Source organism: Streptomyces sp. CC224B (assembly GCF_030010595.1).
Lineage (GTDB): Bacteria > Actinomycetota > Actinomycetes > Streptomycetales > Streptomycetaceae > Streptomyces > Streptomyces longispororuber.
On sequence record NZ_JASCXL010000072.1, the window covers coordinates 17,839 to 41,471 of the forward strand.

At 75.8% G+C, this 23,633-nt stretch carries 18 protein-coding genes; 8 read left to right on the forward strand and 10 right to left on the reverse strand.

Translation table 11 applies throughout. The features are described 5' to 3' along the window. Positions 1–198: 198 nt before the first annotated feature. Positions 199–1,398, reverse strand: coding sequence for a hypothetical protein (locus tag QK440_RS26425; protein ID WP_282795714.1), 1,200 nt, complete (start codon positions 1,396–1,398; stop codon positions 199–201). Positions 1,399–1,497: 99 nt separating this feature from the next. Next, positions 1,498–4,005: a helicase-associated domain-containing protein gene (locus tag QK440_RS26430; protein WP_282795715.1), complete on the reverse strand. Its 2,508-nt coding sequence runs from the start codon at positions 4,003–4,005 to the stop codon at positions 1,498–1,500. A 525-nt stretch (positions 4,006–4,530) separates the two neighbouring features. On the opposite strand from QK440_RS26430, the gene QK440_RS26435 reads away from it, so the two are divergent. After that, complete coding sequence (locus tag QK440_RS26435) at positions 4,531–6,171, forward strand: DNA repair helicase XPB (RefSeq protein WP_282795716.1); 1,641 nt, start codon at positions 4,531–4,533, stop codon at positions 6,169–6,171. Between the two features lie 63 nt (positions 6,172–6,234). On the opposite strand, the gene QK440_RS26440 is transcribed toward QK440_RS26435, so the two are convergent. Beyond that, on the reverse strand, positions 6,235–7,116 hold the full coding sequence (locus QK440_RS26440; protein WP_282795717.1) for a helix-turn-helix transcriptional regulator: 882 nt from the start codon (positions 7,114–7,116) through the stop codon (positions 6,235–6,237). A 175-nt stretch (positions 7,117–7,291) separates the two neighbouring features. Between QK440_RS26440 and QK440_RS26445 the strand changes: the two genes are divergently transcribed. Further along, entirely contained in the window at positions 7,292–8,080 is a 789-nt protein-coding gene (locus tag QK440_RS26445; RefSeq protein WP_282795718.1) for an SDR family oxidoreductase, read from the forward strand. On the opposite strand, the gene QK440_RS26450 is transcribed toward QK440_RS26445, so the two are convergent. Both QK440_RS26450 and QK440_RS26455 read right to left on the reverse strand, forming a co-directional pair. Beyond that, positions 8,019–9,101, reverse strand: a complete 1,083-nt coding sequence (locus QK440_RS26450; protein WP_349239321.1) for a glycosyltransferase 87 family protein — start codon at positions 9,099–9,101, stop codon at positions 8,019–8,021. The genes QK440_RS26445 and QK440_RS26450 overlap by 62 nt on opposite strands. A gap of 579 nt (positions 9,102–9,680) precedes the next feature. Next, on the reverse strand, positions 9,681–9,887 hold the full coding sequence (locus QK440_RS26455; RefSeq protein WP_282795720.1) for a hypothetical protein: 207 nt from the start codon (positions 9,885–9,887) through the stop codon (positions 9,681–9,683). A 419-nt stretch (positions 9,888–10,306) separates the two neighbouring features. Here QK440_RS26455 and QK440_RS26460 point away from each other — a divergent pair, with 419 nt between their 5' ends. Beyond that, complete coding sequence (locus QK440_RS26460; protein WP_282795739.1) at positions 10,307–12,307, forward strand: AAA family ATPase; 2,001 nt, start codon at positions 10,307–10,309, stop codon at positions 12,305–12,307. Between the two features lie 1,117 nt (positions 12,308–13,424). Here the strand turns inward: QK440_RS26460 and QK440_RS26465 are convergent. Together QK440_RS26465 and QK440_RS26470 are read right to left on the reverse strand one after the other, a co-directional pair. Next, on the reverse strand, positions 13,425–14,117 hold the full coding sequence (locus QK440_RS26465; RefSeq protein WP_282795721.1) for a copper homeostasis protein CutC: 693 nt from the start codon (positions 14,115–14,117) through the stop codon (positions 13,425–13,427). 172 nt (positions 14,118–14,289) lie between these two features. Next, positions 14,290–16,551, reverse strand: coding sequence for a heavy metal translocating P-type ATPase (locus tag QK440_RS26470; protein WP_282795722.1), 2,262 nt, complete (start codon positions 16,549–16,551; stop codon positions 14,290–14,292). Between the two features lie 207 nt (positions 16,552–16,758). Between QK440_RS26470 and QK440_RS26475 the strand changes: the two genes are divergently transcribed. Further along, positions 16,759–17,724 (forward strand): hypothetical protein, encoded by a 966-nt coding sequence (locus tag QK440_RS26475; protein ID WP_282795723.1) that lies wholly within the window; start codon positions 16,759–16,761, stop codon positions 17,722–17,724. A 71-nt stretch (positions 17,725–17,795) separates the two neighbouring features. Here QK440_RS26475 and QK440_RS26480 read toward each other — a convergent pair whose 3' ends face one another. Beyond that, positions 17,796–18,473, reverse strand: coding sequence for a maleylpyruvate isomerase family mycothiol-dependent enzyme (locus QK440_RS26480; RefSeq protein WP_282795724.1), 678 nt, complete (start codon positions 18,471–18,473; stop codon positions 17,796–17,798). A gap of 391 nt (positions 18,474–18,864) precedes the next feature. Between QK440_RS26480 and QK440_RS26485 the strand changes: the two genes are divergently transcribed. Then, positions 18,865–19,605, forward strand: a complete 741-nt coding sequence (locus QK440_RS26485; RefSeq protein WP_282795725.1) for a hypothetical protein — start codon at positions 18,865–18,867, stop codon at positions 19,603–19,605. 9 nt (positions 19,606–19,614) lie between these two features. Next, positions 19,615–20,718, forward strand: a complete 1,104-nt coding sequence (locus tag QK440_RS26490) for a GNAT family N-acetyltransferase (protein WP_282795726.1) — start codon at positions 19,615–19,617, stop codon at positions 20,716–20,718. 86 nt (positions 20,719–20,804) lie between these two features. Here QK440_RS26490 and QK440_RS26495 read toward each other — a convergent pair whose 3' ends face one another. Together QK440_RS26495 and QK440_RS26500 are read right to left on the reverse strand one after the other, a co-directional pair. Continuing rightward, positions 20,805–21,071, reverse strand: coding sequence for a DUF4031 domain-containing protein (locus tag QK440_RS26495; RefSeq protein WP_282795727.1), 267 nt, complete (start codon positions 21,069–21,071; stop codon positions 20,805–20,807). Further along, positions 21,068–21,424, reverse strand: coding sequence for a hypothetical protein (locus tag QK440_RS26500; protein WP_282795728.1), 357 nt, complete (start codon positions 21,422–21,424; stop codon positions 21,068–21,070). Before QK440_RS26500 ends, QK440_RS26495 begins: the two co-directional genes overlap by 4 nt. A 116-nt stretch (positions 21,425–21,540) precedes the next feature. On the opposite strand from QK440_RS26500, the gene QK440_RS26505 reads away from it, so the two are divergent. Both QK440_RS26505 and murQ read left to right on the forward strand, forming a co-directional pair. After that, the gene (locus QK440_RS26505; RefSeq protein ID WP_282795729.1) at positions 21,541–22,452 is read left to right on the forward strand and encodes a MurR/RpiR family transcriptional regulator; all 912 of its coding nucleotides are present in this window, start codon (positions 21,541–21,543) and stop codon (positions 22,450–22,452) included. A 104-nt stretch (positions 22,453–22,556) separates the two neighbouring features. After that, complete coding sequence (gene murQ, locus QK440_RS26510) at positions 22,557–23,501, forward strand: N-acetylmuramic acid 6-phosphate etherase (protein WP_282795730.1); 945 nt, start codon at positions 22,557–22,559, stop codon at positions 23,499–23,501. The last annotated feature ends 132 nt before the right edge of the window (positions 23,502–23,633 follow it).

Consider the following 23,633-nt stretch of genomic DNA (forward strand, 5'->3'; position numbering starts at 1 on the left):
CGCGTGGGCGAGGCCTGTCCGTGGCACGTGGGCGGGCCTCGCCCGCCGGGCGTGGGCGGGCCCGCGCGTCATCGTGTGGGCCAGCCCGCCGTCGTGTGGGCCAGCCCGTCCGTCCTCGTACGGGCCGGGCCGTCCGCCGGGCGTGGGCGGCCCGTCCGCCGCGCACGGGCGGGTCACTCCGCCGCGCGTCCGTGCGTGCTACTCCGGCCGGGTCCGCTGCGAGCGCCACACGAGGAACAGGGCGGAGGCGACGGCGGCGATCCGCACGATCCACGGCCAGGTCACCTCGATCGCGGCGTTCATCTCCCCCTTGGCGATGGGCTCGCCCCACTTGCCCTGCGCGCGCCCCCACAGCCAGCCGACGCCGCCCGCCACGGCCAGCGCGGGCAGCGCGATCACCGCGGCCTTCTTCTCGGCGGAGCTGAGCTTGCGCGAGAACCAGGCCACGACCCAGCCGCCGCCGAGCGCGAACCAGTTGCCGATCACGGCGCCCACGACGAGCGCGAGGGCGGCGAGGAGCAGGACGGGGTTGGTCAGGGAGCGGACACCGGCGAGGGCGCCGGCCACGGCGGGGGCGGCTTCCACGGCGGGGTCCTGGCCGGGTGCGGCGGCACCGGGGGCGGCGGCACTGCCGGGCGCGGGGGCCCGGTTCTTCCTCGCGTTCAGGAGGCCCTTCGTGAGGGACGGCCGCGGGCCGGGCCGGTGCGGGTCGGTGGCGCCGAGGGTCCTGACGCCCTCCGGGTCCGCGACGGGCGCCGCCCCTTGCGCCCCGGCGATCCCCTTCCGCTGCTCGGCCTCCTCGCCGTCGCCGTCGCGCGGCGGCCGCCTCAGCATCTCCGGGATCTCCACGCCGCCCACGAACCCGGGCACGGCGTCCGCGCCCTCCAGCGGGACGCGCTCCACCCGCCACCAGTCGGGCCGCAGGTCGGCGCCGCCGTCGCCCAGTTCGTCGGTGCCCGCGAGGTGGGGCGGGGCGGGTCGCGGCTCGGGGGCGGGCCGTACCGGTTCGGCGGGCCCCGTGGGCGCGGCCGGGCCGGTCGTCCCGGAGGCCTTGCGCGGGCGGGGCACCGCGAGGCGCGGCACGGCGAGCCGGGGCCGGGGCACGGCGAGGCGGGGGCGCTTCGGCTCGGGCGGGGCGGCGGCGGGCGGGGCGGGCGCCACGGGCTCGCCCGAGGGGTCCGCCGCGGCGCTGACCAGCTCTTCCGGGGTGCCGATGCGGTCCAGGATGCGGCGGACGGCGGCGGGGCTGTCGGCGCCCTTGGCGCGGCGGCGGTCGATCTCGCCGCGCAGGTCGGCGACGAGCCGCATCCGGGCGGCGGACGACAGCTGGCGCTGCTGGGCGAGGTCGCCGACGCGGCTCAAGTAGTCGAAGACGAGCTGGTCGCTCTCGATCCCCACGAAGTACCCTCCGGGGCTGCGGTGTTGAGGTGGGCCCGGACACCGACGGTACCGCGTCCCCGCGAACGGCCGGTGACGTACCGTCAGCGGGGCCGGCCGTCAGCCGTCGGCGAGCTCGGCGACCCCCGTGACGCGGTGCAGCGGGTACGTCCGCACCTCGTCGGCCGTGTGGTCGTACGCCGTGACGAACCCGCCCTCGACCCGGATGGGGGCGATGACGCGCTGGCTGGCGGCGCCGTCGGCGTTGACGTAGCCGATCCAGACGGCCTCCCCGGTGAGGACGGCGGCCTGCATGGTGGCGAGGGTGTCGGCGGACGTGGTGCGCGGCAGGTCGCCGGGCGCCGTGGCGTGGACGGGCTTGCGCGGCGCGGTGGAGGCGAGGTCGCCGGCGCGGATGGCGCGCACGGCGGCGGCCGTGTACGCGCCGAGCCGGTCGTCGGGCAGCGGCGGCCCGTCGGGCACCGGCTCGGGCGGGGTGCGCGGCGGGGTGCGGTGGCTGTGCGCGCGGGTGACGAGGACGTCGCCCTCGGCGCTCTCGGCGGCGGGCGCGAAGCCCATGGCGCGCAGCCCGTCGAGGAGCGCGGCCGGTTCGGCCTGCGCGGCGAGCACGGTGCCCGCGAGGCGCCGCAGCCGCAGCCCCTGGGCCCGCTTGTCGGCGAGGATCTCGTCGAGCACGCCCTCGTCGTCGCAGCGCACGTACGCGGAGGCGGCGCCGACGCGCAGGTGGCCGTGGCGGCGGGCCACGTCGTCGATGAGGTACGTGAGCGGCTGCGGGACGGGCGTACGGGAGTGCGCGGCGAGGAAGGCGTGCAGGTCGGACGCGCTCTGCCCGGCGTCGAGCGCGCGCCGCACCGAGCCCGGCGTGAACCGGTAGACAGTGGCGCCGCCCTTGGACTCGACGTCGGCGAGCACGGCGAGGGCGTCCGCGAGGGGCCGCCTCAGCGGGCCGGGGGCCACGGCGGTGAGGTCGGCCTGGAGGAGGACGTGGTCGAGGGGTTCGGGCAGGAGGGGGGCGAGGAGGCGGGCGGCCTCGTGGACGGCGGTGGCGCGTTCGGCGCGCGTGGCGCGTTCGGCGGGGGCTTCGCCGTCCGGGTGCCCGAGGGGGGTGGCCGGGTGGGCGGGGGCGGAGCCGCCGCGGAGCGGGGCCTGGGCGGAGGTGTCGCCGAGCAGGACCCGGCCGTGGGACGCGAGGGCTCCGCGGCCCGTGACGCCGAGCGACTCCGCCTCCGCCAGGGCCCACCGGGCGAGCTGGGCGCGCAGGTCGGAGGCGCCCCGGCCGGGGGGCCGCTCCCAGCGCAGCCGGGCCAGGACCGACTCGGGCTCGGCGGCGGCGCCGTCGGGCAGCGCGCCCAGGAGGGCCAGCACGCGGTGCCGCACCTCGGGCGCGGCCGAGCGGTCCAGGCCGGGCCCGAGCGCGGACAGGGTGCGGTCCTTCGCGTCGCGGCCGCCGACCAGGCCGGGCGTCCGGGTGGAGGCCAGCCAGGCGGAGGCGAGGCGCGCCCAGCGCTCGGGGGCGGGCAGCTCCAGCCAGGAGTCGTAGGCGGGCGTGGCGGCGTACCGCTCGTCGGGCTCGCCGTCGGCGGCGAGGAGCCCGGCCACGTAGGCCAGTTCGACCCAGAACGCGGCCTGCGGCTCCGGCACGTCCAGGGCGGTGGCGGTCCGCTTCAGGTCCCGTACGCTCAGGCCGCCGGCGCGCAGCACGGCGGGGCCGCCCTCGTCCCAGTCCTTCAGCAGCTCCTCGACGGTGGCCAGCGCGGTGTACGCCTGTCCCGCGGCGGTCGCGTCCACCACCTGGGGGCGGTGCTCGCGGGCGACCGCCACCTCCGGCGGCGTCGGCTCCAGGTCGCGGTGGGCGCGCCCGCCGCGCAGGTGCAGGGCGGCCTCCCGGGGCAGCACGACCGTGCCCGGGGCGGTCGGGAGGAGCAGGCCCCGGTCGAGCAGCCAGCGCAGGTGCGGCGCCGGGTCGGCGGTGACCTGGCCGTAGGGCGGCCCCCACACCAGGCGGGACAGCACCTCCACGGACTCGGCGGGCGCCCCGTCGAGCAGCGCGGACATCCGCCGCGCGTCGGTGAACAGCGCGGTCAGCGACTCCACGGCCGACACCGCGTCGTGCGTGGAGGGCAGGCCCGCGGCCGTGACGAGGCTCTGCACCCGCCCCGGCGACATGCCCGCGGTGGCCTCGGCGACGGTCGGCCCGAGCCCCGTCGGCGAGGGCCGCTGCGGGGCCGGGGCGAGCAGTTCGCGGGCGGTGCGCACCAGCCGCAGCCGGTCGTCGGGGCCCCAGACGAGGGCCTGTTCGCGCAGGGTGGCGAGGGCCCGGTCGAGCGCCGCGCGCGGCGCCTCGGCGAGCAGCCCGGCCAGCTCCTCGTAGGGCGCCGGGTCCGACGCCACCGCCAGGGCCTCCGCGACCTGCTGCGCGAACCGGTCCAGCCGCTCCAGGGCCCGTACGACCGAGGCCCGGGTGCCGGCGCGCGTGGCGAGCTGCGTCAGGTCGTTCGGCACGGGGCTGACGAGGTCGGGCCGGGCCCGCAGCAGCGCGACGAGCCTCGCGTCGTCACTCGCCCGAAGGGCTTCCGCCAGGGAACGAGGCGCATCGGGGGTGCTCATCCTGGCAACGGTAGCCGGTCCCCGCCCCGGGTCCAGGGCCCCACGACCCTGGCGTGGCCCTCACCGGGCGCTCCGCGGGGTGCCGGCGGTGCGGGGTGCCCGGCACGGAGGGGTGCTCGGCGCCGGGGCGGACATGGCCCCTGGCAGCGGACCGGACACGACATCGGCGCCGGGGCGGACGGGGGCGCCAGCACCGGGGGGACGGGCCCCGGCCGGGGGGGGCGGACGCGGGCTCCGGCAGCGGAGGCAGACGCGGACCCCGACAAGGAGGCAGACGGAGCCCCTCCGCGACCGCCCCGACCTGCTCGTCGACGGCCTCCACCCCGGGCCCGAGGGCCACGAGCTCCTCGCCGCGCACCTCGCCGCCGTGGCGGGCTGAGCCCGGCCCGGCCGATCATGGCGTCCCGCCACCGGGGCGCCATGCGGCACACTGGAGAGTTGGCCGAGCGGCCGATCACCAGCGGCCGACCGGCCGCGCCTGCGACGGCCGACCGGCCGGACCTCCTGCGAAAGGGCCCCGAAGACGTGAACGGACCCCTCATCGTCCAGTCGGACAAGACCCTCCTGTTGGAGGTCGACCACGAGCAGGCCGACGCCTGCCGGCGCGCCATCGCCTCGTTCGCCGAGCTGGAGCGCGCCCCCGAGCACATCCACACGTACCGGGTGACGCCGCTCGGGCTGTGGAACGCGCGGGCGGCGGGGCACGACGCGGAGCAGGTCGTGGACGCCCTGGTGGAGTTCTCCCGCTACCCGGTGCCGCACGCGCTGCTCGTCGACGTGGCCGAGACGATGGCCCGGTACGGGCGGCTCACCCTCAGCAAGCACCCGGTGCACGGGCTCGTGCTCACCAGCACCGACCGGCCGGTCCTTGAGGAGATCCTCCGGTCGAAGAAGGTCCAGCCCCTGGTGGGCGCCCGGATCGACCCGGACACCGTGGCCGTGCACCCCTCCGAGCGCGGCCAGATCAAGCAGACGCTGCTGAAGCTGGGCTGGCCCGCCGAGGACCTCGCCGGGTACGTCGACGGCGAGGCCCACGCGATCGACCTGGCCGAGGACGGCTGGGCGCTGCGCCCCTACCAGCGGCAGGCCGTGGAGAACTTCTGGCACGGCGGCAGCGGCGTCGTCGTACTGCCCTGCGGCGCGGGCAAGACCCTCGTCGGCGCCGGTGCCATGGCCGAGGCCAAGGCGACCACGCTCATCCTGGTCACCAACACCGTCTCGGCCCGGCAGTGGAAGCACGAGCTGGTCAGGCGGACGTCCCTGACCGAGGACGAGATCGGCGAGTACAGCGGCACGAAGAAGGAGATCCGGCCGGTCACCATCGCCACGTACCAGGTCCTGACGACGCGGCGGAAGGGGATCTACCCGCACCTGGAGCTGTTCGACTCCCGGGACTGGGGCCTCATCCTCTACGACGAGGTGCACCTGCTGCCCGCGCCCGTCTTCAAGTTCACCGCCGACCTCCAGGCGCGCCGCCGCCTCGGCCTGACCGCCACCCTGGTCCGCGAGGACGGCCGCGAGTCCGACGTGTTCTCGCTCATCGGGCCCAAGCGCTTCGACGCCCCGTGGAAGGAGATCGAGGCGCAGGGCTACATCGCGCCCGCCGACTGCGTGGAGGTGCGCGTCGACCTCACCGACAGCGAGCGGCTCGCGTACGCCACCGCCGAGGCCGAGGAGAAGTACCGCTTCTGCGCGACGACGGCGACCAAGCGGAAGGTCACCGAGGCGATCGTGCGGAAGTTCGCGGGCCAGCAGATCCTCGTCATCGGCCAGTACATCGACCAGCTCGACGAGCTCGGCGAGCACCTGGACGCGCCCGTGATCAAGGGCGAGACGTCGAACGCGCAGCGCGAGAAGCTCTTCGACGCGTTCCGCGAGGGCGAGATCTCCGTCCTCGTCGTCTCCAAGGTCGCGAACTTCTCCATCGACCTGCCCGAGGCGACCGTCGCCATCCAGGTGTCCGGCACCTTCGGGTCCCGGCAGGAGGAGGCCCAGCGGCTCGGCCGCGTGCTGCGCCCCAAGGCCGACGGCCACCAGGCGCACTTCTACTCCGTGGTCGCGCGCGACACCATCGACCAGGACTTCGCGGCCCACCGCCAGCGGTTCCTGGCGGAGCAGGGGTACGCCTACCGCATCATCGACGCGGATTCGCTGCTCGCGGAGTGAGCGGGGCTGTACAGGGGGCTGCGCCCCTCTCCCCCGCTTCTTTCGGCGCTCCGCGCCTCGTCCTCAGACGCCGGACGGGCTGGGAGCGGTCCGGTCGGTGTGCGTCATCGTCAGGAGGGTGAGGGCGTCCGCCGTCGGGGAGCCGGGGTCCGCGGCGTAGGTGACCAGGGTCTGGCCGGGGGCGCCTGCCACCTGGAGTTCCTCGCGGTGGAGGAGGAGGGTGCCGGCGCGGGGGTGGCGCAGCCGCAGCGTGCCGTGGGTGGTCTCGCGCACCTGGTGCTCGGCCCACAGGCGGCGGAAGTCCTCGCTGCGGACGGAGAGTTCGCCGAGGAGCCCGCAGAGCCGGTCGTCGCAGGCGTGGCGGCCCAGGTCCAGGCGCAGCGCCACGACGGTGTCGCGCGCGGCCTCCTCCCAGTCGGCGTACAGCTCGCGCGCGCCCGGGTCGAGGAAGATCCGCCAGGCCACGTTGCGGCGGTCGGCGGGCCCCGCGTCCATGTCGCCGAACAGGGCCCGCGCCAGGGCGTTGGCGGCGAGGACGTCGAGCCGGGGGCCGAGGACGTACGCCGGTACGCCGTCGAGGGCGCGCAGCAGGACGCGGACGCCCTCGCGGACCGGCCGGGGGTCCGGTCCCGGCCGGGCGCCGGGGCCGGGGCCGGAGGAGTGGCGCAGGGCGCGTACCAGGTTGCCGAGGTGGGCGCGCTCGGTGGCGTCGAGCCGCAGCACGCGGGCGACGGCGTCGAGGACGCCGTCCGAGACGTTCTGCGTCCGGCCCTGTTCCAGGCGCGTGTAGTAGTCCATGCTGACCCCGGCGAGCTCGGCCAGCTCCTCCCGGCGCAGCCCGGGCACGCGGCGGCGCCCGCCGAAGGGGCGCACGCCCAGGTCCTCCGGGCGCAGCCGGGCCCGGCGCGTCTTCAGGAAACTGGCGAGTTCGGCGCGGAAGTCCATGGGCTCATTCTCCGCGACGCCGCCCCGGCCGGTCCGGCCCCTCGGCCGGAGCCCCGGTCAGCCTGGTTCTCGCAGACCCAGGGTCGGGCCGAGCCCTGGGTACGGGTGGCCGGGCGGCGCAGAGTCGGACGCGTACCGACCGCGGGACAGCCCGCGCCGACTCCGGGAGACACCGATGACCATTGCCACCACCAGCTCCGACTCCACCGTCCTGCCGCTCGCGGGCCGCGTCGCCGTCGTCACCGGCGCCTCCAGTGGCATCGGGGAGGCCACCGCCCGGCTGCTGGCCGCGCGGGGTGCCCGGGTCGCCCTGCTCGCCCGCCGCGCCGACCGCCTCGCCGGGCACGTCGCCGGGATCGAGGCCGCGGGCGGCACCGCGCTCGCCGTCCCGGCGGACGTGACGGACCCGGCCGCGGTCACGGCCGCCGCCGAGCGGGTACGCGCCGAGTTCGGCCGGGCCGACCTCCTCGTCAACAACGCGGGCCTCGCCCTGCCGGACCACCTCGGCCGGGGCGGCGACACCTGGCGGCGCATGATCGACGTGAACGTCGGCGGAGCCTTCGCCGTCATCGAGGCGTTCGTCCCCGACCTGGTCGCGGCGGCCGCCGAGCGGGGCCACGCCGACCTGGTCACGATCTCCTCCGCCGCCGCGGACACCGTCCTGCCCGGCTTCGGCGGCTACGCCGCGTCCAAGGCGGCCGTGAGCCACCTGCTGCGCAACCTCCGCGCGGAGCTGGCCCCGAAGGACGTACGGGTCACCGCCGTCGAGCCCGGCGCCGTCGACACCGAGCTCCGCGACCACCTCGGCGACCCCGCGCTCACCAGCGCCGTCCAGGAGGCCGTCGCCGCCCTCGGCCCGCTGCCCACGGGCACGGACGTCGCCGAGCTGATCGCCTTCGCCGTCACCCGCCCGCGCCACGTGAGCCTGCCGCGGCTCTCGCTGCTGCCCGCGTACGAGGTCTGAGGCCGGAGGCAGGTCCCGCGGCCGCCGCCGTGAGCAGGAGCAGGAGGCCGAGGAGCGGGTACGGCGCCGCCAGTGGCTGGTGCCACCAGGGCAGGTGGAGGTCGCGGTCGCCCTGGTGCGGGACGAGCCACAGGGTGCGGGCCGTGAACAGGGCCGCCACCGCCGCCGCGAGGCGGTACCGGCGCTCCGCGGCCAGTACCGCGAGCAGCGGCACGCACCACACCCAGTGGTGGGACCAGCTGATCGGTGAGACGAGCAGGGCCGTGCCCGCGGCGAGGAGGACCGCGCGGGCCGGGGTGGCCGCGCGGGCCGCGAGCCACAGCCCGGCCGCCGCGACGGCCGCGGCGGGCAGGAGCCAGGCCGGGCCGGGGTCGGGAGTGTGCAGGACGCGGGCGGCGAGGCCCTGGAGGGACTGGTTGTCGACGATCCACGCCTTGCCGACGCGCTCGGTCTCGTACAGGCGGCGGGTGAAGAAGTCGACGCTGGCGGCGGGCAGGGCGAGCGCGCCGACGAGCACCGTGCCCGCGAGCGCCGCCGTGGCCGTGGCCGCCTCGCGCTGGCGGCGGGCCAGGACGAGGTAGGCGATGAGGAGCGCGGGGGTGAGCTTGATCCCGGCGGCCACGCCGAGGGCGGCGCCCTTGCCCGGAGCGCCGTCGGGCCGGGTCAGGTCCCACAGGACCAGGCAGGCGAGGGCGAGGTTGACCTGTCCGAACAGGACCGTCTGGAAGACCGGTTCGAGCCACAGGAACAGGGCGGTCGCGGCGGGCACGGCCCCGGGCCGCCGGGGCAGGCCCGCACAGGTGAGGGACAGCCGGGTCAGCAGGGCGAGGAGGGCGGTGTTGCCGACGAGGAACGCCGCCTTCAGGACGGGCAGCGGCAGCCAGGCCGCCGGCACGAACAGGAGCGCGGCGAAGGGCGGGTACGTGGCGGGCAGGTCCCACTCGGTGACCGTGAAGCCGTACAGGTCGCGGCCTTCGGCGACGGCCGCTCCCTCGGCGCGATACACGACGGCGTCTGCCATGGGCAGGCCGCGCACGGCGCACAGGGCCGCGAGGGCGGTGCAGGAGAGGGCGAGAAGGAGCCAGGCGCCCACTACGGCGGGCGTGCCGACGGTCACTTGCCGTGAGGACACGGCGCGACCCTAGCGGAGCGGGGGCCCTGCCGGGCCGGGACGTGCGGGGCTCGGCCCTGGCGGGGGCGGGGCTCGACGGGGGGCTCGGTCCGGCGGGGGTGGGGCTCGGCGCGGGCTAGGGCTGTGGTCGGGTGGGGTTGGGCTGGCGGGGCGAGGGGCCGGGTGGGCGCGGCTCGGTAGGCGGGACTGCGGGCCGGTGCGGCCGGGGCGGGCACGCCTTGCTCGCTCGGGCTGCGGCCCGGTACGGCCCGGGTGGGCACGGCTTGCTCGGCGGGACTGTGGCCCGGTGCGGCCGAGGCGGGCGCGGCTCGCTCGGTGGGCTGCGTGCGGCTCGGCGCGGGCGCCGGGTTGAACGCGGCTCGGTCGGTGGGGCTGTGGCCCTGTGGAGCCGGGGTGGGCGTGGCTTGTTCGGTGGTGGGGTCGTGGCCCGGTGCGGGGGGGCCGAAGGTCTTGGTTCGGGGGGAGGGGTCAGCGGCGGTGGACTCCTGCCTCCTCCGCGTACTCCCCGAGGACGACGACGCCGATGACCGCGCCCATGAAGACCTTCGCCGCGCGCAGGGCGTCGCCGACGCGGTGCGGGCGGTGGGCCTCGGTGGCGGCCGGCGTGCCGTCGGCGTGGCGGGACGCGCCGGACGTGGCGGACAGGGACGCGGGGGTGATGACTGCGCTGCTCATGTCTCCATCGTCGTCCTCCACCCCGTCCCGCACATCGGCCTGCGGGTCCAACCACCCGCTCCCCCGGTACGACTCCAGACCGGCGCGCCCTACACCTTCGGATGGAGCGCGCCCCTGAGGGGCGTCTCAGGGATATGTCGGGGTTTACCTCGGGAGGAAGCGGGGGATCGGGCGGCCCGGGCCCTGGGCCCGGGAAGGGCCGGGGGGAAATTCGTTGGTGCCGCCACGGGGTGCTCACTAGGATGCCTCCTTCCCCGCCTCCCTCCCACGGAGCGCCGCCGTCCGGTCGGAAACCGGCGGCCCTCAGCCACGCACCGCGTACGTCCCGCACCGGAGGCAGCCCCGTGAACGCCGCACCCGCCGACCCCCTCGCCCGCGAGCGGGCCCACCTCACCGCGTCCCGCGCCGCGCTGCGCGCCATGCGCGAGGACGTCGAGGCCCTGGACATCAAGGACGTCACCGCGAACTGGGTCAACGCCGAGGTCCTGCGCGGACAGATCGACGAGCGGATCAAGGCCCTGGCGGACCTCGCGCACACGCCGCTGTTCTTCGGCCGCCTCGACTACCTGTACGCGCCGGGCGCGGAGGAGGCCGAGGGCGCGGACGGCGAGACGTTCTACATCGGGCGGCGGCACGTGCACGACGCCGCGGGCGACCCCATGGTCGTCGACTGGCGCGCGCCCGTCTCGCAGCCCTTCTACCGGGCCTCCAAGAAGGACCCGATGGACGTCGCGCTGCGCCGCCGCTTCGGGTACACGGGCGGCGACCTCACCGCGTACGAGGACGAGCACCTCACCGACCCGGCCGAGGCCGAGCAGGTCAGCAAGCTGCTCCAGCAGGAGATCGAACGGCCGCGCGTGGGCCCGATGCGGGACATCGTGGCGACGATCCAGCCGGAGCAGGACGAGATCGTCCGCAGCGGGCTCGCCGGGTCGGTGTGCGTGCAGGGCGGCCCGGGCACCGGCAAGACGGCGGTCGGCCTGCACCGCGTCGCGTACCTCCTCTACGCCCACCGCGAGCGGCTCGCCCGCACCGGGACGCTCGTCATCGGGCCGAACCGTTCCTTCCTCCACTACATCGAGCAGGTGCTGCCCGCCCTCGGCGAGCTGGAGGTGAAGCAGGCGACGGTCGACGACCTCGTCGCGCACGTGGAGGTGCGGGGCGCGGACGACACCGCGGCCGCCGTCGTCAAGGGCGACGCCCGCATGGCCGAGGTGCTGCGGCGCGCCGTCCGCTCGCACGTCACGCCGCCCACCGAGGGCGTCGTGGTCGTACGGGGCTCGCGGCGCTGGCGCGTACCGTCGTACGAAGTGGAGGAGATCGTACGGGAGTTGCTGGACCGCGACATGCGGTACGGGGCCGCGCGCGAGGCGCTGCCGCAGCGGATCGCGCACGCCGTGCTCGTGCGGATGGAGCAGGCCGGGGAGGCCCCCGACGACCGTGTGCAGGACGCGGTGGCCCGCAACCCGGCGGTGAAGGCGGCCGTCAAGGCGATCTGGCCGCCGGTGGACCCGGCGAAGCTGGTGCACCGGCTGCTGTCCGACGCGGAGTTCCTCGCCGCGCACGCGGCGGGTGTCCTCACGGAGGAGGAGCAGAAGGCGATCCTGTGGGCGAAGCCCCCGCGGACGGCGAAGAGCGCCAAGTGGTCCGCGGCGGACGCCGTGCTGGTCGACGAGGCCGCGGACCTGGTGGCCCGCACCCACTCCCTCGGCCACGTGGTCCTCGACGAGGCGCAGGACCTGTCGCCCATGCAGTACCGCGCGGTGGGCCGCCGCTGCACGACCGGCTCGGTCACCGTCCTCGGCGACCTCGCCCAGGGCACCACGCCCTGGGCGACCCGGAGCTGGGCCGAGGCGCTCGGCCACCTGGGCAAGGCGGACGCGGCGGTGGAGGAGCTGACCGCGGGTTTCCGCGTGCCGCGCGAGGTCATCGCGTACGCGTCCCGGCTGCTGCCGGCGATCGCGCCCGGTCTGACGGCGGTGGAGTCGGTGCGGCAGTCGCCCGGGGCGCTGGTGGTGCGCGAAGCCGGCGGGGCCGGCGGGGGCGGCGGGGGCGGGGCGGAGGCCTTGGTCGCGGCGGTGCTCGACGCGTGCGCCGCGTCGCTGCGGCGGGAGGGGTCGGTCGGGCTCATCGCGGCGGACGCGCGGGTGCCGGTGCTGGCGGCGGCGCTGGACGCGGCGGGCGTCGCGTACCTCGCCCCGGGCGAGGAGACCACCCCCGACGTCCGGCTCACGCTGGTGCCGGCCTCGTTGGCCAAGGGGCTCGAGTACGACTACGTGGTACTGGACGAGCCTGCTGCCGTGGTGGGGGGCGAGCCCGATGAGCGCACCGGGCTGCGCCGCCTGTACGTGGCCCTGACCCGGGCGGTGTCCGGCCTCACCGTCCTGCACTCGGCACCGCTGCCGGAGCCTCTGCGGTGAACCGGGGCCGCGGCCGCGGCCGCGCGGGGCGGGGGCTTTCCCCCCACCCGCCCGTGACGGCCCCTCGCCGGGGTGGGGCGGCTTGGCTCTGGCCGTGCGCAATGGCTGAGCGCCGCTCCGGCGAAACCTTTCCCACCCACCCGCCCGTACAGCCCCACCCCAAGCCGCAGCCCATCCCTCGACGCGCGACCCCCCACCACACCCCAGCCACCGCCTTGGCGACTCCTTTCCCACCCACCCACCCGTAACTCCCCAGCGACACCCCCAGGCGAAAACAGGCGGGCGGGTGGGAGAAACCGCCCCACTGGGCAAGCCCTCCCCCGCCCCCGCCACAAAGCAGTCGCCCGCAGGCAAACGGCAAAGTCTCCAGGCCATCAACCCATCAACCCGAAGTTCGCCCCCCTCGCCACCCCAACGGGCGGGCGGGGGAAGGGTTCGCAAGGAAACCCCACCCGCACCTGCCCCCCCAACCCCCAAGACAGAACGGGCGAGCAGGTGGAAAGGTCCAGGGACCACCAGCTCCAAGCCCAACACCATCCGAACGGGAGAGCCCCTGCCCGCACCTCACCGACAGGGCAGGAACGGGCGGGCGGGTAGGAAAGGTCTTCGGGACACCAAGCCCGAGCGCCATCACCACCGCCCCACCAAGAAGGCCCCACCCGCACCAGCCCCCAGGGCAGACACGGGCGGGCGGGTGGGAAAGGCCTCCGGGACACCAAGCCCGAGCGCCATCACCACCGCCCCGCCAAGAAGGCCCCACCCGCACCGGACTCCAGGGCAGACACGGGCGGGCGGGCGGGATAGGTCTCCAGGACACCAAGCCCGAGCGCCATCGCCACCGCCCCGCCGAGGCGCCCATACCCGCACCAGCCCCCAGGGCAGGAACGGGCGGGTGGGTGGGAAAGGTCTTCGGGACACCAGGCCCGAGCGCCATCGCCACCGCCCCGCCGAGGCGCCCATACCCGCACCAGCCCCCAGGGCAGGAACGGGCGGGGGGGTGGGAAAGAGGCCCTATCCGCACCGGACTCCAGGGCAGGCACGGGCGGGTGGGAAAGAGGCCCTACCCGCACCGGACTCCAGGGCAGGAACGGGCGGGCGGGTGGGCGGGAGGCAAGGCCTAGTGGGTGTCCAGGGCGGTGCGCCAGGTGGCCACTGCTTCGGTTGAGAGCGGCCCGCCCCAGCCCTGGGGCCGAGCGGCCCCGCCGATGTGGAAGGCCCTGAGGCCGGCCCCCCGCAGCCGCGGCAGATGCTCGAGCCGCAGCCCCCCGCCCACAAGCACGGTGGGCCCGTACCCCGGCTCCCCGCCCCGCGCGGCCTCGGCGACCAGCGTGGGCAGCCCCTCGTCGACCCCGCCCGCGGCCCCCGCCGTGAGGTACGTGTCGAGGCCGGGCAGGTCCGCGAGCTGCTTGCGCAGGGCGTCGCGGTCGGCGGCCCGGTCGATGGCCCGGTGGAAGGTCCAGCGGCACCCGTCGAGCGCGTCGACGACGGCCTCGACGGCACCCATGTCGGCCGCGCCCGTCTCGTCGAGGAAGCCGAGCACGAACTCGTCGGCGCCCTCGGCCCGCAGCTCCCGCGCCCGGCGTACCAGCTCGGCGACGTCGCCCGCGGCGAAGCCGTCGGCGAGGCGCAGCATCACGCGCAGCGGGATGTCCACGGCGGCGCGGATCGCGGCGAAGTCCGCGCGGGACGGCGTGAGGCCGTCGGCGGCCATGTCGGTGACCAGTTCGAGGCGGTCCGCCCCTCCGGCCTGGGCCGCGACGGCGTCCTCGGCGTCGAGGGCGATCACCTCCAGGAGTGCGCGCTTGCTCATGGGTGCCTTCCTTCGGGCCTGTGGGGGCGTACCGGCGGCGACGTTCACCTCGGCGGCGACCACAGAAACACAGGTCTAGTCCAATTACCAGAGTACGCGCGGACCACCCCGGCGCGCGCCCGCCGACCGGGGGCGCGCACCGGGGTGATCAGGCCATGCGGGCCGGGACGCGTCAGCTCAGTGGCTGGAAACCGCGCAGCCGCAGGCTGTTGCCGACCACGAAGACCGAGGAGAAGGCCATGGCGGCGCCCGCGATCATCGGGTTGAGCAGTCCGGCGGCGGCGAGCGGCAGCGCGGCCACGTTGTAGGCGAAGGCCCAGAACAGGTTGGACTTGATGGTGCCGAGGGTCCTGCGGGAGAGGCGGATCGCGTCGGCGGCGGCGCGCAGGTCGCCGCGGACCAGCGTGAGGTCGCCGGCCTCGATGGCGGCGTCGGTGCCCGTGCCCATCGCGAGCCCCAGGTCGGCCTGGGCGAGGGCGGCCGCGTCGTTGACGCCGTCGCCGACCATGGCCACCGAGCGGCCCTCCGCCTGGAGCCGCTTGACGACGTCGACCTTGTCCTGCGGCAGGACCTCGGCGACGACGTGCTCGGGCGCGATGCCGACCTCGGCGGCGACGGACTCGGCGACGGCGCGGTTGTCGCCGGTCAGCAGCATCGGCGTGAGGCCGAGGGCGCGCAGCCGGCGGACGGCCTCGGCGCTGGTCTCCTTCACGGCGTCGGCGACCTCGAGGATGGCCCGCGCCTCGCCGTCCCAGGCGACGGCGACGGCGGTACGGCCCGCCGCCTCGGCGTCCTCCTTGGCCCGCTTGAGCCCGGCGGGGAGCTCCATGGCCCAGTCGGCGAGCAGTTGCTCGCGGCCGACGAGCACCGCGTGCCCCTCGACGACGCCCTGGACGCCGAGCCCGGCGACGTTCGCGAAGTCCTCCGGCGTGGGCAGCGGGCCCGCCTCGGCGGCGGCCCCGGAGGCGACGGCCTGGGCGATGGGGTGTTCGGAGGCGTGCTCCAGGGCGCCCGCGAGCCGCAGGACGTCGGCCTTGTCCGTGCCCTCGGCGGTGTGTGTGGCCAGCAGGGTCATCCTGCCGGTGGTCACGGTGCCGGTCTTGTCCAGGACGACGGTGTCGACGCGGTGGGTGGACTCCAGGACTTCCGGGCCCTTGATGAGGATGCCGAGCTGGGCGCCGCGCCCGGTGCCGACCATGAGGGCGGTCGGGGTGGCGAGGCCGAGCGCACAGGGGCAGGCGATGATCAGTACGGCGACGGCGGCGGTGAACGCGGCGGTGAGCCCCGCGCCGTTGCCGAGCCAGAAGCCGAGCGTGGCGACGGCGAGCGCGATGACGACGGGTACGAAGATGCCGGAGACGCGGTCGGCGAGGCGCTGGGCGGCGGCCTTGCCGTTCTGGGCGTCCTCGACGAGCTTGGCCATGCGGGCGAGCTGGGTGTCGGCGCCGACGCGGGTGGCCTCGACGACGAGCCGCCCGCCGGCGTTGAGGGTCGCGCCGGTGACGGTGTCGCCCTGGCGGACCTCCACGGGTACGGACTCGCCGGTGAGCATGGAGGCGTCGACGGCGGAGGCGCCCTCGACCACGCGCCCGTCGGTGGCGATCTTCTCGCCGGGCCGGACGACGAAGAGGTCGCCGACGACCAACTCACTGACTAGAACGTTCTTTTCAGCGCCGTCCCGTACGACGGTGACGTCCTTGGCGCCCAGCTCGAGGAGCGCCCGCAGCGCGGCCCCGGCCTTCCGCTTCGACCGGGCCTCGAAGTACCGCCCGGCGAGGATGAACGCGGTGACCCCGGCCGCGGCCTCCAGGTAGATGTTCCCTGCGCCGTCGGTGCGCTCGACGGTCAGCTCGAAGGCGTGCGTCATGCCCGGCTCGCCCGCCGAGCCGAAGAACAGCGCCCACAGCGACCACAGGAACGCCGCCGACGTGCCGACGGAGATCAGCGTGTCCATGGTGGCCGCGCCGTGCCGCGCGTTCGTGACCGCCGCCCTGTGGAACGGCCAGGCGGCGTACGTCACCACGGGCGCGGCCAGGGTCAGGGACAGCCACTGCCAGTACTCGAACTGGAGCGCCGGGACCATCGCCATGGCGATGACCGGCACGGACAGCAGCACGGCGGTGACCAGCCGCTGCCGCAGCGGCCGCAGCTCGTCGTCGCCCCCGTCCCCGCCGCCGTCCGCGGCCCCCGGATCGTCGGGCCCGGTACGGGGTGGAGCGGGTTCCTGCGCGGTGTACCCGGTGGCCTCCACGGTGGCGATCAGGTCGGCGACGGCGACGCCGTCCCCGTCGAAGCTCACCTTCGCCTTCTCGGTGGCGTAGTTGACGGTCGCCTCGACGCCGTCCATGCGGTTCAGCTTCTTCTCGATGCGCGCCGCACACGAGGCACAGGTCATGCCGCCGATGGAGAGTTCGACCTCGGTGATGGTGGACATGTCTTCCGCTCCTCGCGATGGCGTGCCGTTCACACGATCCTTTATACCCCCAGGGGGTATCAGGAGCAAGCGCAGATCCGCTCGAAGATCCCTCTTCGGATCCCGCTTGACCAAATACCCCCAGGGGGTACCCTCAATGCCAGTGGGATCCGCCGACGGATCGCGCCCACCCCGTCCCGCACCCCCTCCCCGAGGAGCACCGACGCCATGAACACCGGACTGAAGATCACCGCCTTCGCCGCGGCCGTCGCGGCGACGTTCGGCACCGCGTACGCGGTGGGCACGAGCGTCGACGCCGTGGACACACCGCCGGCGCACAGCGACACGGCCCACACCGGGGACAGGGCGGAGAACCCGAGGGCGGACGAGAGGAAGGACGGGGGTGACCACCGGGACGACACCCCCGGCGGCCTCCAGATCGCGTCCAGCGGCTACGAGCTGGACCTGCGGACCCCGCGCGCCACCGCGGGCGACCGCACCGACCTGCGCTTCCGCATCGTGAAGTCCGGCACGGGCCGCGCCGTCACGGCGTACACGCGGGACCACGGCAAGGACCTGCACCTGATCGTCGCCTCACGCGACCTGACGACGTACCGCCATCTGCACCCCGCCCGCGCCGCCGACGGCACCTGGTCGGTCCCGGCGACGCTGCCGAAGGCCGGGGACTACCGCGTCTTCGCGGACTTCCGCCCCGAGCGGGCGCAGGAGAAGGTGACGCTGGGCGCGGACCTGGCGGTCACCGGGGAGTACGCCCCCGCGGCCCCGCCCCGGCCCGCCTCCACGGCGAAGCTCCCGGACGGCTACGAGGTGCGCCTCGACGGCGCGCTGACGCCCGGGACCCCGGGCGAGCTGCGGCTGCGCATGACGCGCGACGGCCGGCCCGTCACCGACCTCCAGCCGTACCTGGGCGCGTACGGCCACCTGGTCGCCCTGCGCGCCGGGGACCTCGCCTACCTCCACGTCCACCCGTCCGGCGAGCCCGGCGACGGCGGGACGGAGCCCGGCCCCGAGGTGCGCTTCACGGCGACGGCGCCGAGCGCGGGCACGTACCGGCTGTTCCTGGACTTCCGCCACGAGGGCGAGGTCCGCACGGCGGCGTTCACCGTACGGGCGACCGGGGCCGGGCACCCCGCCTCCGGCGACCACACCGAAACGGACGGCCACGCGCACTGACCCCCCGGGCCCACACCTGGCCCACACCTGGCCCGCGCCCGGTCCGCCTCCGGCCCGCGCCCGGCCCGCGCTCAGCCGAAGAGGTTCAGCTCGCCCTCCGCCGCGCCCGCGAGCTCGAAGTCCGCGTCTCCCAGCGGGCGGCCCGCGTACAGCCGGACCAGCGTCGGGGCGTCCCCGATGTACCGCGCGGGCGGGCGGCTGCCGTCGCCGACGCCGAGGATCAGCGGCTCGTCCAGGCCGTCGACGTCGGCGTGCAGGGGCAGCGCCGCGCACTGCCTGCTGAACTCCGCGAGCAGCGGCAGCGCGTCCGCCAGGCCCGCGCCGCCGTACGCGCCGGGCAGCCCCCACGCGTCCCGTACGTCGCCGGCGTGCACCCACTCACCGAGCGCCACACCGTCGAACAGCCCCTCGGCGGCCGTGATGGCGGCACCCGCGTCGGTCATGCCCCGCTCCAGCTCGTCCACGATGCGGGAGACGGGCCAGTCGGCCCGTTCGGCGATGTCCCGGTCGTTGCCCGCCGCCGTGAACGCGCCATCCTCGAACCGGTTCTCGATCACGCGCGTCAGCGCGGCGGAACAGTGGGCGAGCACGTCGCGCACCGTCCACCCCGGGCAGCAGGTGTCCGCCGCGAACGCGCCGTCCTCGGCGGCGCGCAGGAGGGGGATGAGGGCGTCCCGTTCGGTACGGAGGAGCCGCCCGGGCCGCGCGGGGTCGTACGCCCTGCCGGGCGTAGCAGCATCACTCGTCATACCCGCCACCCAACCGGCCCACCCCCGACTTTGGCAACGCCTCCCCCCGCCGTCGCCTACCGGAGCGCTCCCCACCCACCCACCCTTCCATCGGCCTAGCGGCCTCGTCCTCAAACGCCGGACGGGCTGGATCCGTCCCGCGTCCCACCGCTTTCGGCTGCCGGTGGTCCACCGCTCCGCGGCGGATGTTCCCGGGCGGACCGCCGACGACGGCGAGACGGGGGCATTCCAGCCCGTCCGGCGATTGAGGACGAGGCGCGGAGCGCCAAAGAAAGGGGGAAAGGGGCGGAGCCCCAGACGAGAAGGGCGGGGGCCCGGGGGCGGCAGCCACCGGTTTCGGGAAGGGGTGGGGCTGGGGCGCACCCGCGAGGCCCCCGCATAGGGTCACCCCATGCCCCAGCCCCAGCCCCACACCCCCCTCCACCCCGACCTCCGCACCCGCTGGACCACCACCCTCCAAGCCGCCCGCCGCGAAGGCGAGGGCACCCGCCGCGAAGGCGAAGCCGCCCGCCGCGAAGGCGAAGGCACGACCGAGGGCGCAACCGCGCACACAACCGCCGCCCCCGACCCCACCCCCTACGCCGACAACCTCCTCACCCGCTGGTCAGAACCCCACCGCCGCTACCACACCCTCACCCACCTCACCACCGTCCTCGACCACATCGACACCCTCGAACAGCACGCGGACACCCCGCACTTGGTACGGCTGGCGGCCTGGTTCCACGACGCCGTCTACGCCCCGGACCGCTCCGAGAACGAGGAGCGCAGCGCCCGCCTCGCCGAGCGCGCCCTCCCCGAGGCGGGCCTGACCGCCGAGGCCACGGCGGAGGTGGCCCGCCTGGTGCGCCTGACCGTCACCCACGACCCCGCCGACGGCGACCGCAACGGCGAGGTTTTGTGCGACGCCGACCTGGCGATCCTCGCCGCGCCCCCGGACGCGTACGCGGCCTACGCCGCGGCGGTCCGCGAGGAGTACGCCTTCGTCCCCGACGACGTCTTCCGCCCCGGCCGCGCCGACGTGCTGCGCCAACTCCTCGCCCTGCCCCGCCTGTTCCGCACGCCGCACGGCACCGCGCTCTGGGAGGCCCCGGCCCGGGAAAACCTGTCGGCCGAGCTGACCCTGCTGACGTAGCCTCGGCCCATGCTGAGCATGGGTGGCGACGAGATCGACGAGGCGGTGGCGCACGCGGGACGGGCGCTGCGCGCGGTGGCGACGGAGGAGTACGACTGGACGGTCCCGGCGGGCGGCCTGGAGTGGAGCTGCCTGACGACGGCGGAGCACGTGGTCAGCGACTTCACCGCGTACGCGGCGCAGCTCACGGGCCGGGCGAAGGACACGTACGTCCCGATCGACATCCGCCTGGAGGCGGGGACGGGTCCGCTGGCGGCGGTGCACGCCGTCGAGGCGTCGGGCGGCCTGCTGGCGGCGGTGGTGCGGACCGTGCCGCGCGGGGCGCGGGGCTACCACCCGTTCCCGCACGGCAGCGCGGACGCGCGCGGCTTCGCGGCCATGGGCATCGTGGAGCTGCTGCTGCACACGTACGACGTGCTGCGGGCCTTCGACGTGGCGTACGAGCCGCCGCGGCACCTGTGCGAGGCGCTGCTGGCCTGGCAGTTCCCGCACGTGCCGCCCGCGCGGGACGGCGCCTCGCACTGGGAGACCCTGCTGTGGGCGACCGGCCGGGGCACGCTGCCGGGCCGGGCCCGCCTGGAGCGCTGGCGCTGGCACAACCAGGTCCATCTGGCCGCGGAGCGCGTCGAGCTGCTGGAGATCGCGCCGCCCGCGGCGGCGGACCTGGCGGCGGGCGGCACCGGCGGCTTCGACTGGATCGAGGGCGGCCCCTGCGACGGTACGCGGGTGGGCGCCGGCCACGTCGCGAAGGCGTACGAGGCGGGCACGCACCGCCCCGAGTGGGGTTCGTACGCGGTGGTGCGCTCCGCCGACCAGCGGGCGATCGGCGCCATGGGCTTCCATGGCGCCCCCGACGAGGAGGGCTGGGCGGAGGTCGGCTACGACCTGGTCCCGGCGGCCCGCGGCGAGGGCTACGCCACCGAGGCCCTGCGCACCCTGTCGTCCTGGGCCCTCACCCTCCCCGGCGTCACGGGCCTGCGCGCGGTGGTCGACGAGGGCAACACGGCCTCGGAGGCGGTCCTCACCAGGTCCGGCTTCACTCGGGCCGCGGACCGCGGCCCTCAGCGGTCATACGAGAGGCAGGCGAAGGTTTCCAGCCCGTCCGGCGTTTGAGGACGAGGCCGAAGGCCGATCAGCGGGGTCCAGGGGCGGCAGCCCCTGGTTTCGGGAAGGGGCGGGCCTGGGGCGCACCCGCGAGGCTAAGCCCCGCGCCCCTTCCGCCGCCGCAACCCCGCCGCCGTAAGCCTCCGCACCAACTCCCGCGACCCCACCTCCACAGCCCCCGCCCCCACCGCGTCCGCGTACCGCTCCGCCGGCACGTCGTAGTGGTCGCGGTCGAAGGCCCGCGCGGGCGCCCCGATGCACGCGGCGAAGGCGTGCAGCTCCTCGTACGAGACGTCGCTGACCAGGTGGGACCAGAGCCGCCCGTGCCCCGGCCAGGTGGGCGGGTCGATGTAGAGCGTCACGTCAGGCCGCCCACCGGCGCCACGACGACGCCGGCCTTGCCGCACACCCAGTGCGGGTCGGGCCCCAGCTCGGGCTCGACGTCCAGGGCGTGCGGCTCGCCCGACCCGCACACCGGGCACAGCGGCCACCGCCCGTACCGCTCCAGGATCTTGTCCTGTACGTCCTGCGCGACGAGCCCGGCGACGTACGCGGCGCCCTCGGGCCACTGCTCGACCCACCAGCGGCGGTGCGCCACGGCCTCCTCGACGAAGGAGACGACGTCGGCCCGCGCGACCTCGCGCGCGGCGAGGTCGGCGAGGACCAGGGCCCGGGCCGCGTGCAACGCCTGCTCCAGAGGGTCAATCGTGTCCATGCAGCCATTGTCGCCCCGTACGTCACGGACCGGCCGCCGGAGAGCGCCCGTGGCGGCGGGGCGAAGGCCCCGCACCACCCTTGACCCCGCCGCCCGGCTGAAAATACCTTCCAGAGGTGACCTCTGACGTGAAGGAAATTTTCGCGGGAGGCGCCCCGCCCGCCCCCGCCGCCCTCGCGGCCAAGGTGCGCACGCTGGCGCCGTCGATGACGCGGTCCATGCAGCGCGTCGCCGAGGCGGTCGCGGGCGACCCGGCGGGCTGCGCCGCCCTCACGGTCACCGGCCTCGCCGAGCTCACCGGCACCAGCGAGGCGACGGTCGTGCGCACGGCCCGTCTGCTCGGCTACCCGGGCTACCGCGACCTGCGGCTCGCCCTCGCGGGCCTGGCCGCCCAGCAGCAGTCGGGCCGGGCGCCCGCCGTGACGGCGGACATCGCCGTGGACGACCCGATCGCGGACGTCGTCGCCAAGCTGGCGTACGACGAGCAGCAGACCCTCGCCGACACGGCCGCCGGGCTCGACACCGTGCAGCTCGGGGCGGCCGTCGCCGCGCTGGCCGCCGCGCGCCGTACGGAGATCTACGGCGTGGCCGCCTCCGGCCTGGTCGCCCAGGACCTGGCGCAGAAGCTGCTGCGCATCGGCCACGTGGCGCACGCGCACTCCGACCCGCACCTGGCGGTCACGAACGCCGTGACGCTCCGGGCCAAGGACGTGGCGATCGCGATCACCCACTCCGGTTCGACCGGCGACGTGATCGAGCCGCTGCGGGTGGCCTTCGAGCACGGCGCCACGACGATCGCCGTGACCGGGCGCCCCGACGGCCTGGTCTCCGCCTACGCCGACCACATACTGACCACGTCCACGGCCCGCGAGAGCGAGCTGCGGCCCGCCGCGATGTCGTCCCGGACGAGCCAACTGCTCGTCGTGGACTGCCTGTTCGTGGGGGTGGCGCAGCGGACGTATGAGACGGCGGCGCCCGCCCTCGCCGCGTCGTACGAGGCCCTGGCGCACCGGCACCGCAACGGCTGAGCCCCGCCCGCGCCCCGCTTCACGCCCGCCCGCCCGCGAACGCCGGACGCGGGCGGGGCCGAGCCCCCGTCCACCCCTTCCATCCCGAGAGAGCCGCTGTTCCCATGACCTCCACCTCCGACGGCCACCACGACCTGCGGGCGCAGCTCGCCGCCCTCACCACCGAGGCCTTCCGGCCCGAGCTCGCCGAGATCGACCGGCTGCCCACCCTGGAGATCGCGCGGATCATGAACGGCGAGGACGCCTCCGTGCCGACCGCCGTCGCCGCGCAGCTCCCCCGCATCGCCGCCGCCATCGACGCCACCGCCGAGCGCATGGCCCGGGGCGGCCGCCTGGTCTACGCGGGCGCGGGCACGGCCGGGCGCCTCGGCGTGCTCGACGCGTCCGAGTGCCCGCCGACGTTCAACACCGGCCCCGGCGACGTGATCGGCCTGATCGCGGGCGGCCCCCCGGCCCTGGTCACGGCCGTCGAGGGCGCCGAGGACAGCGCGGCGCTGGCCGCCGAGGACCTGGAGGCGCTGGCCCTCACCCCCGACGACACGGTGGTGGGCGTCTCGGCGTCGGGCCGCACCCCGTACGCGATCGGCGCGGTCGAGTACGCCCGCGCCCGCCTGGCCCTGACGATCGGCCTGTCCTGCAACGCGGACAGCGCGCTGGCGGCGGCCGCCGAGCACGGCATCGAGGTCGTCGTCGGCCCCGAACTCCTCACCGGCTCCACCCGCCTGAAGGCGGGCACGGCGCAGAAGCTCGTCCTCAACATGATCTCGACGATCACGATGATCCGCCTGGGCAAGACGTACGGGAACCTCATGGTCGACGTCCGCGCCTCCAACGAGAAGCTGCGGGCCCGCTCCCGCCACATCGTCGCCCTGGCGACGGGCGCCCCCGACGACGAGATCGAGCGCGCCCTCGCTACCACGGACGGCGAGGTGAAGCACGCGATCCTCACGATTCTCGGCCAGGTCGACGGCCCCACCGCGGCCCGGCTGCTCGCCGAGTCGAACGGCCATCTGCGCGCGGCCCTCACGGCGGCGAACCAGGGCGCTTGACGCAAGAGCACCTTTCCGGTCATGTGCGAATTTCTTCGGACGTGACGTGATTGGCGCGAATCACGACTTCCCACCCTCACTCCCCGTATCGATGATGTCACTGCACGTCATGGCCATGGCGTGCGTACGGAA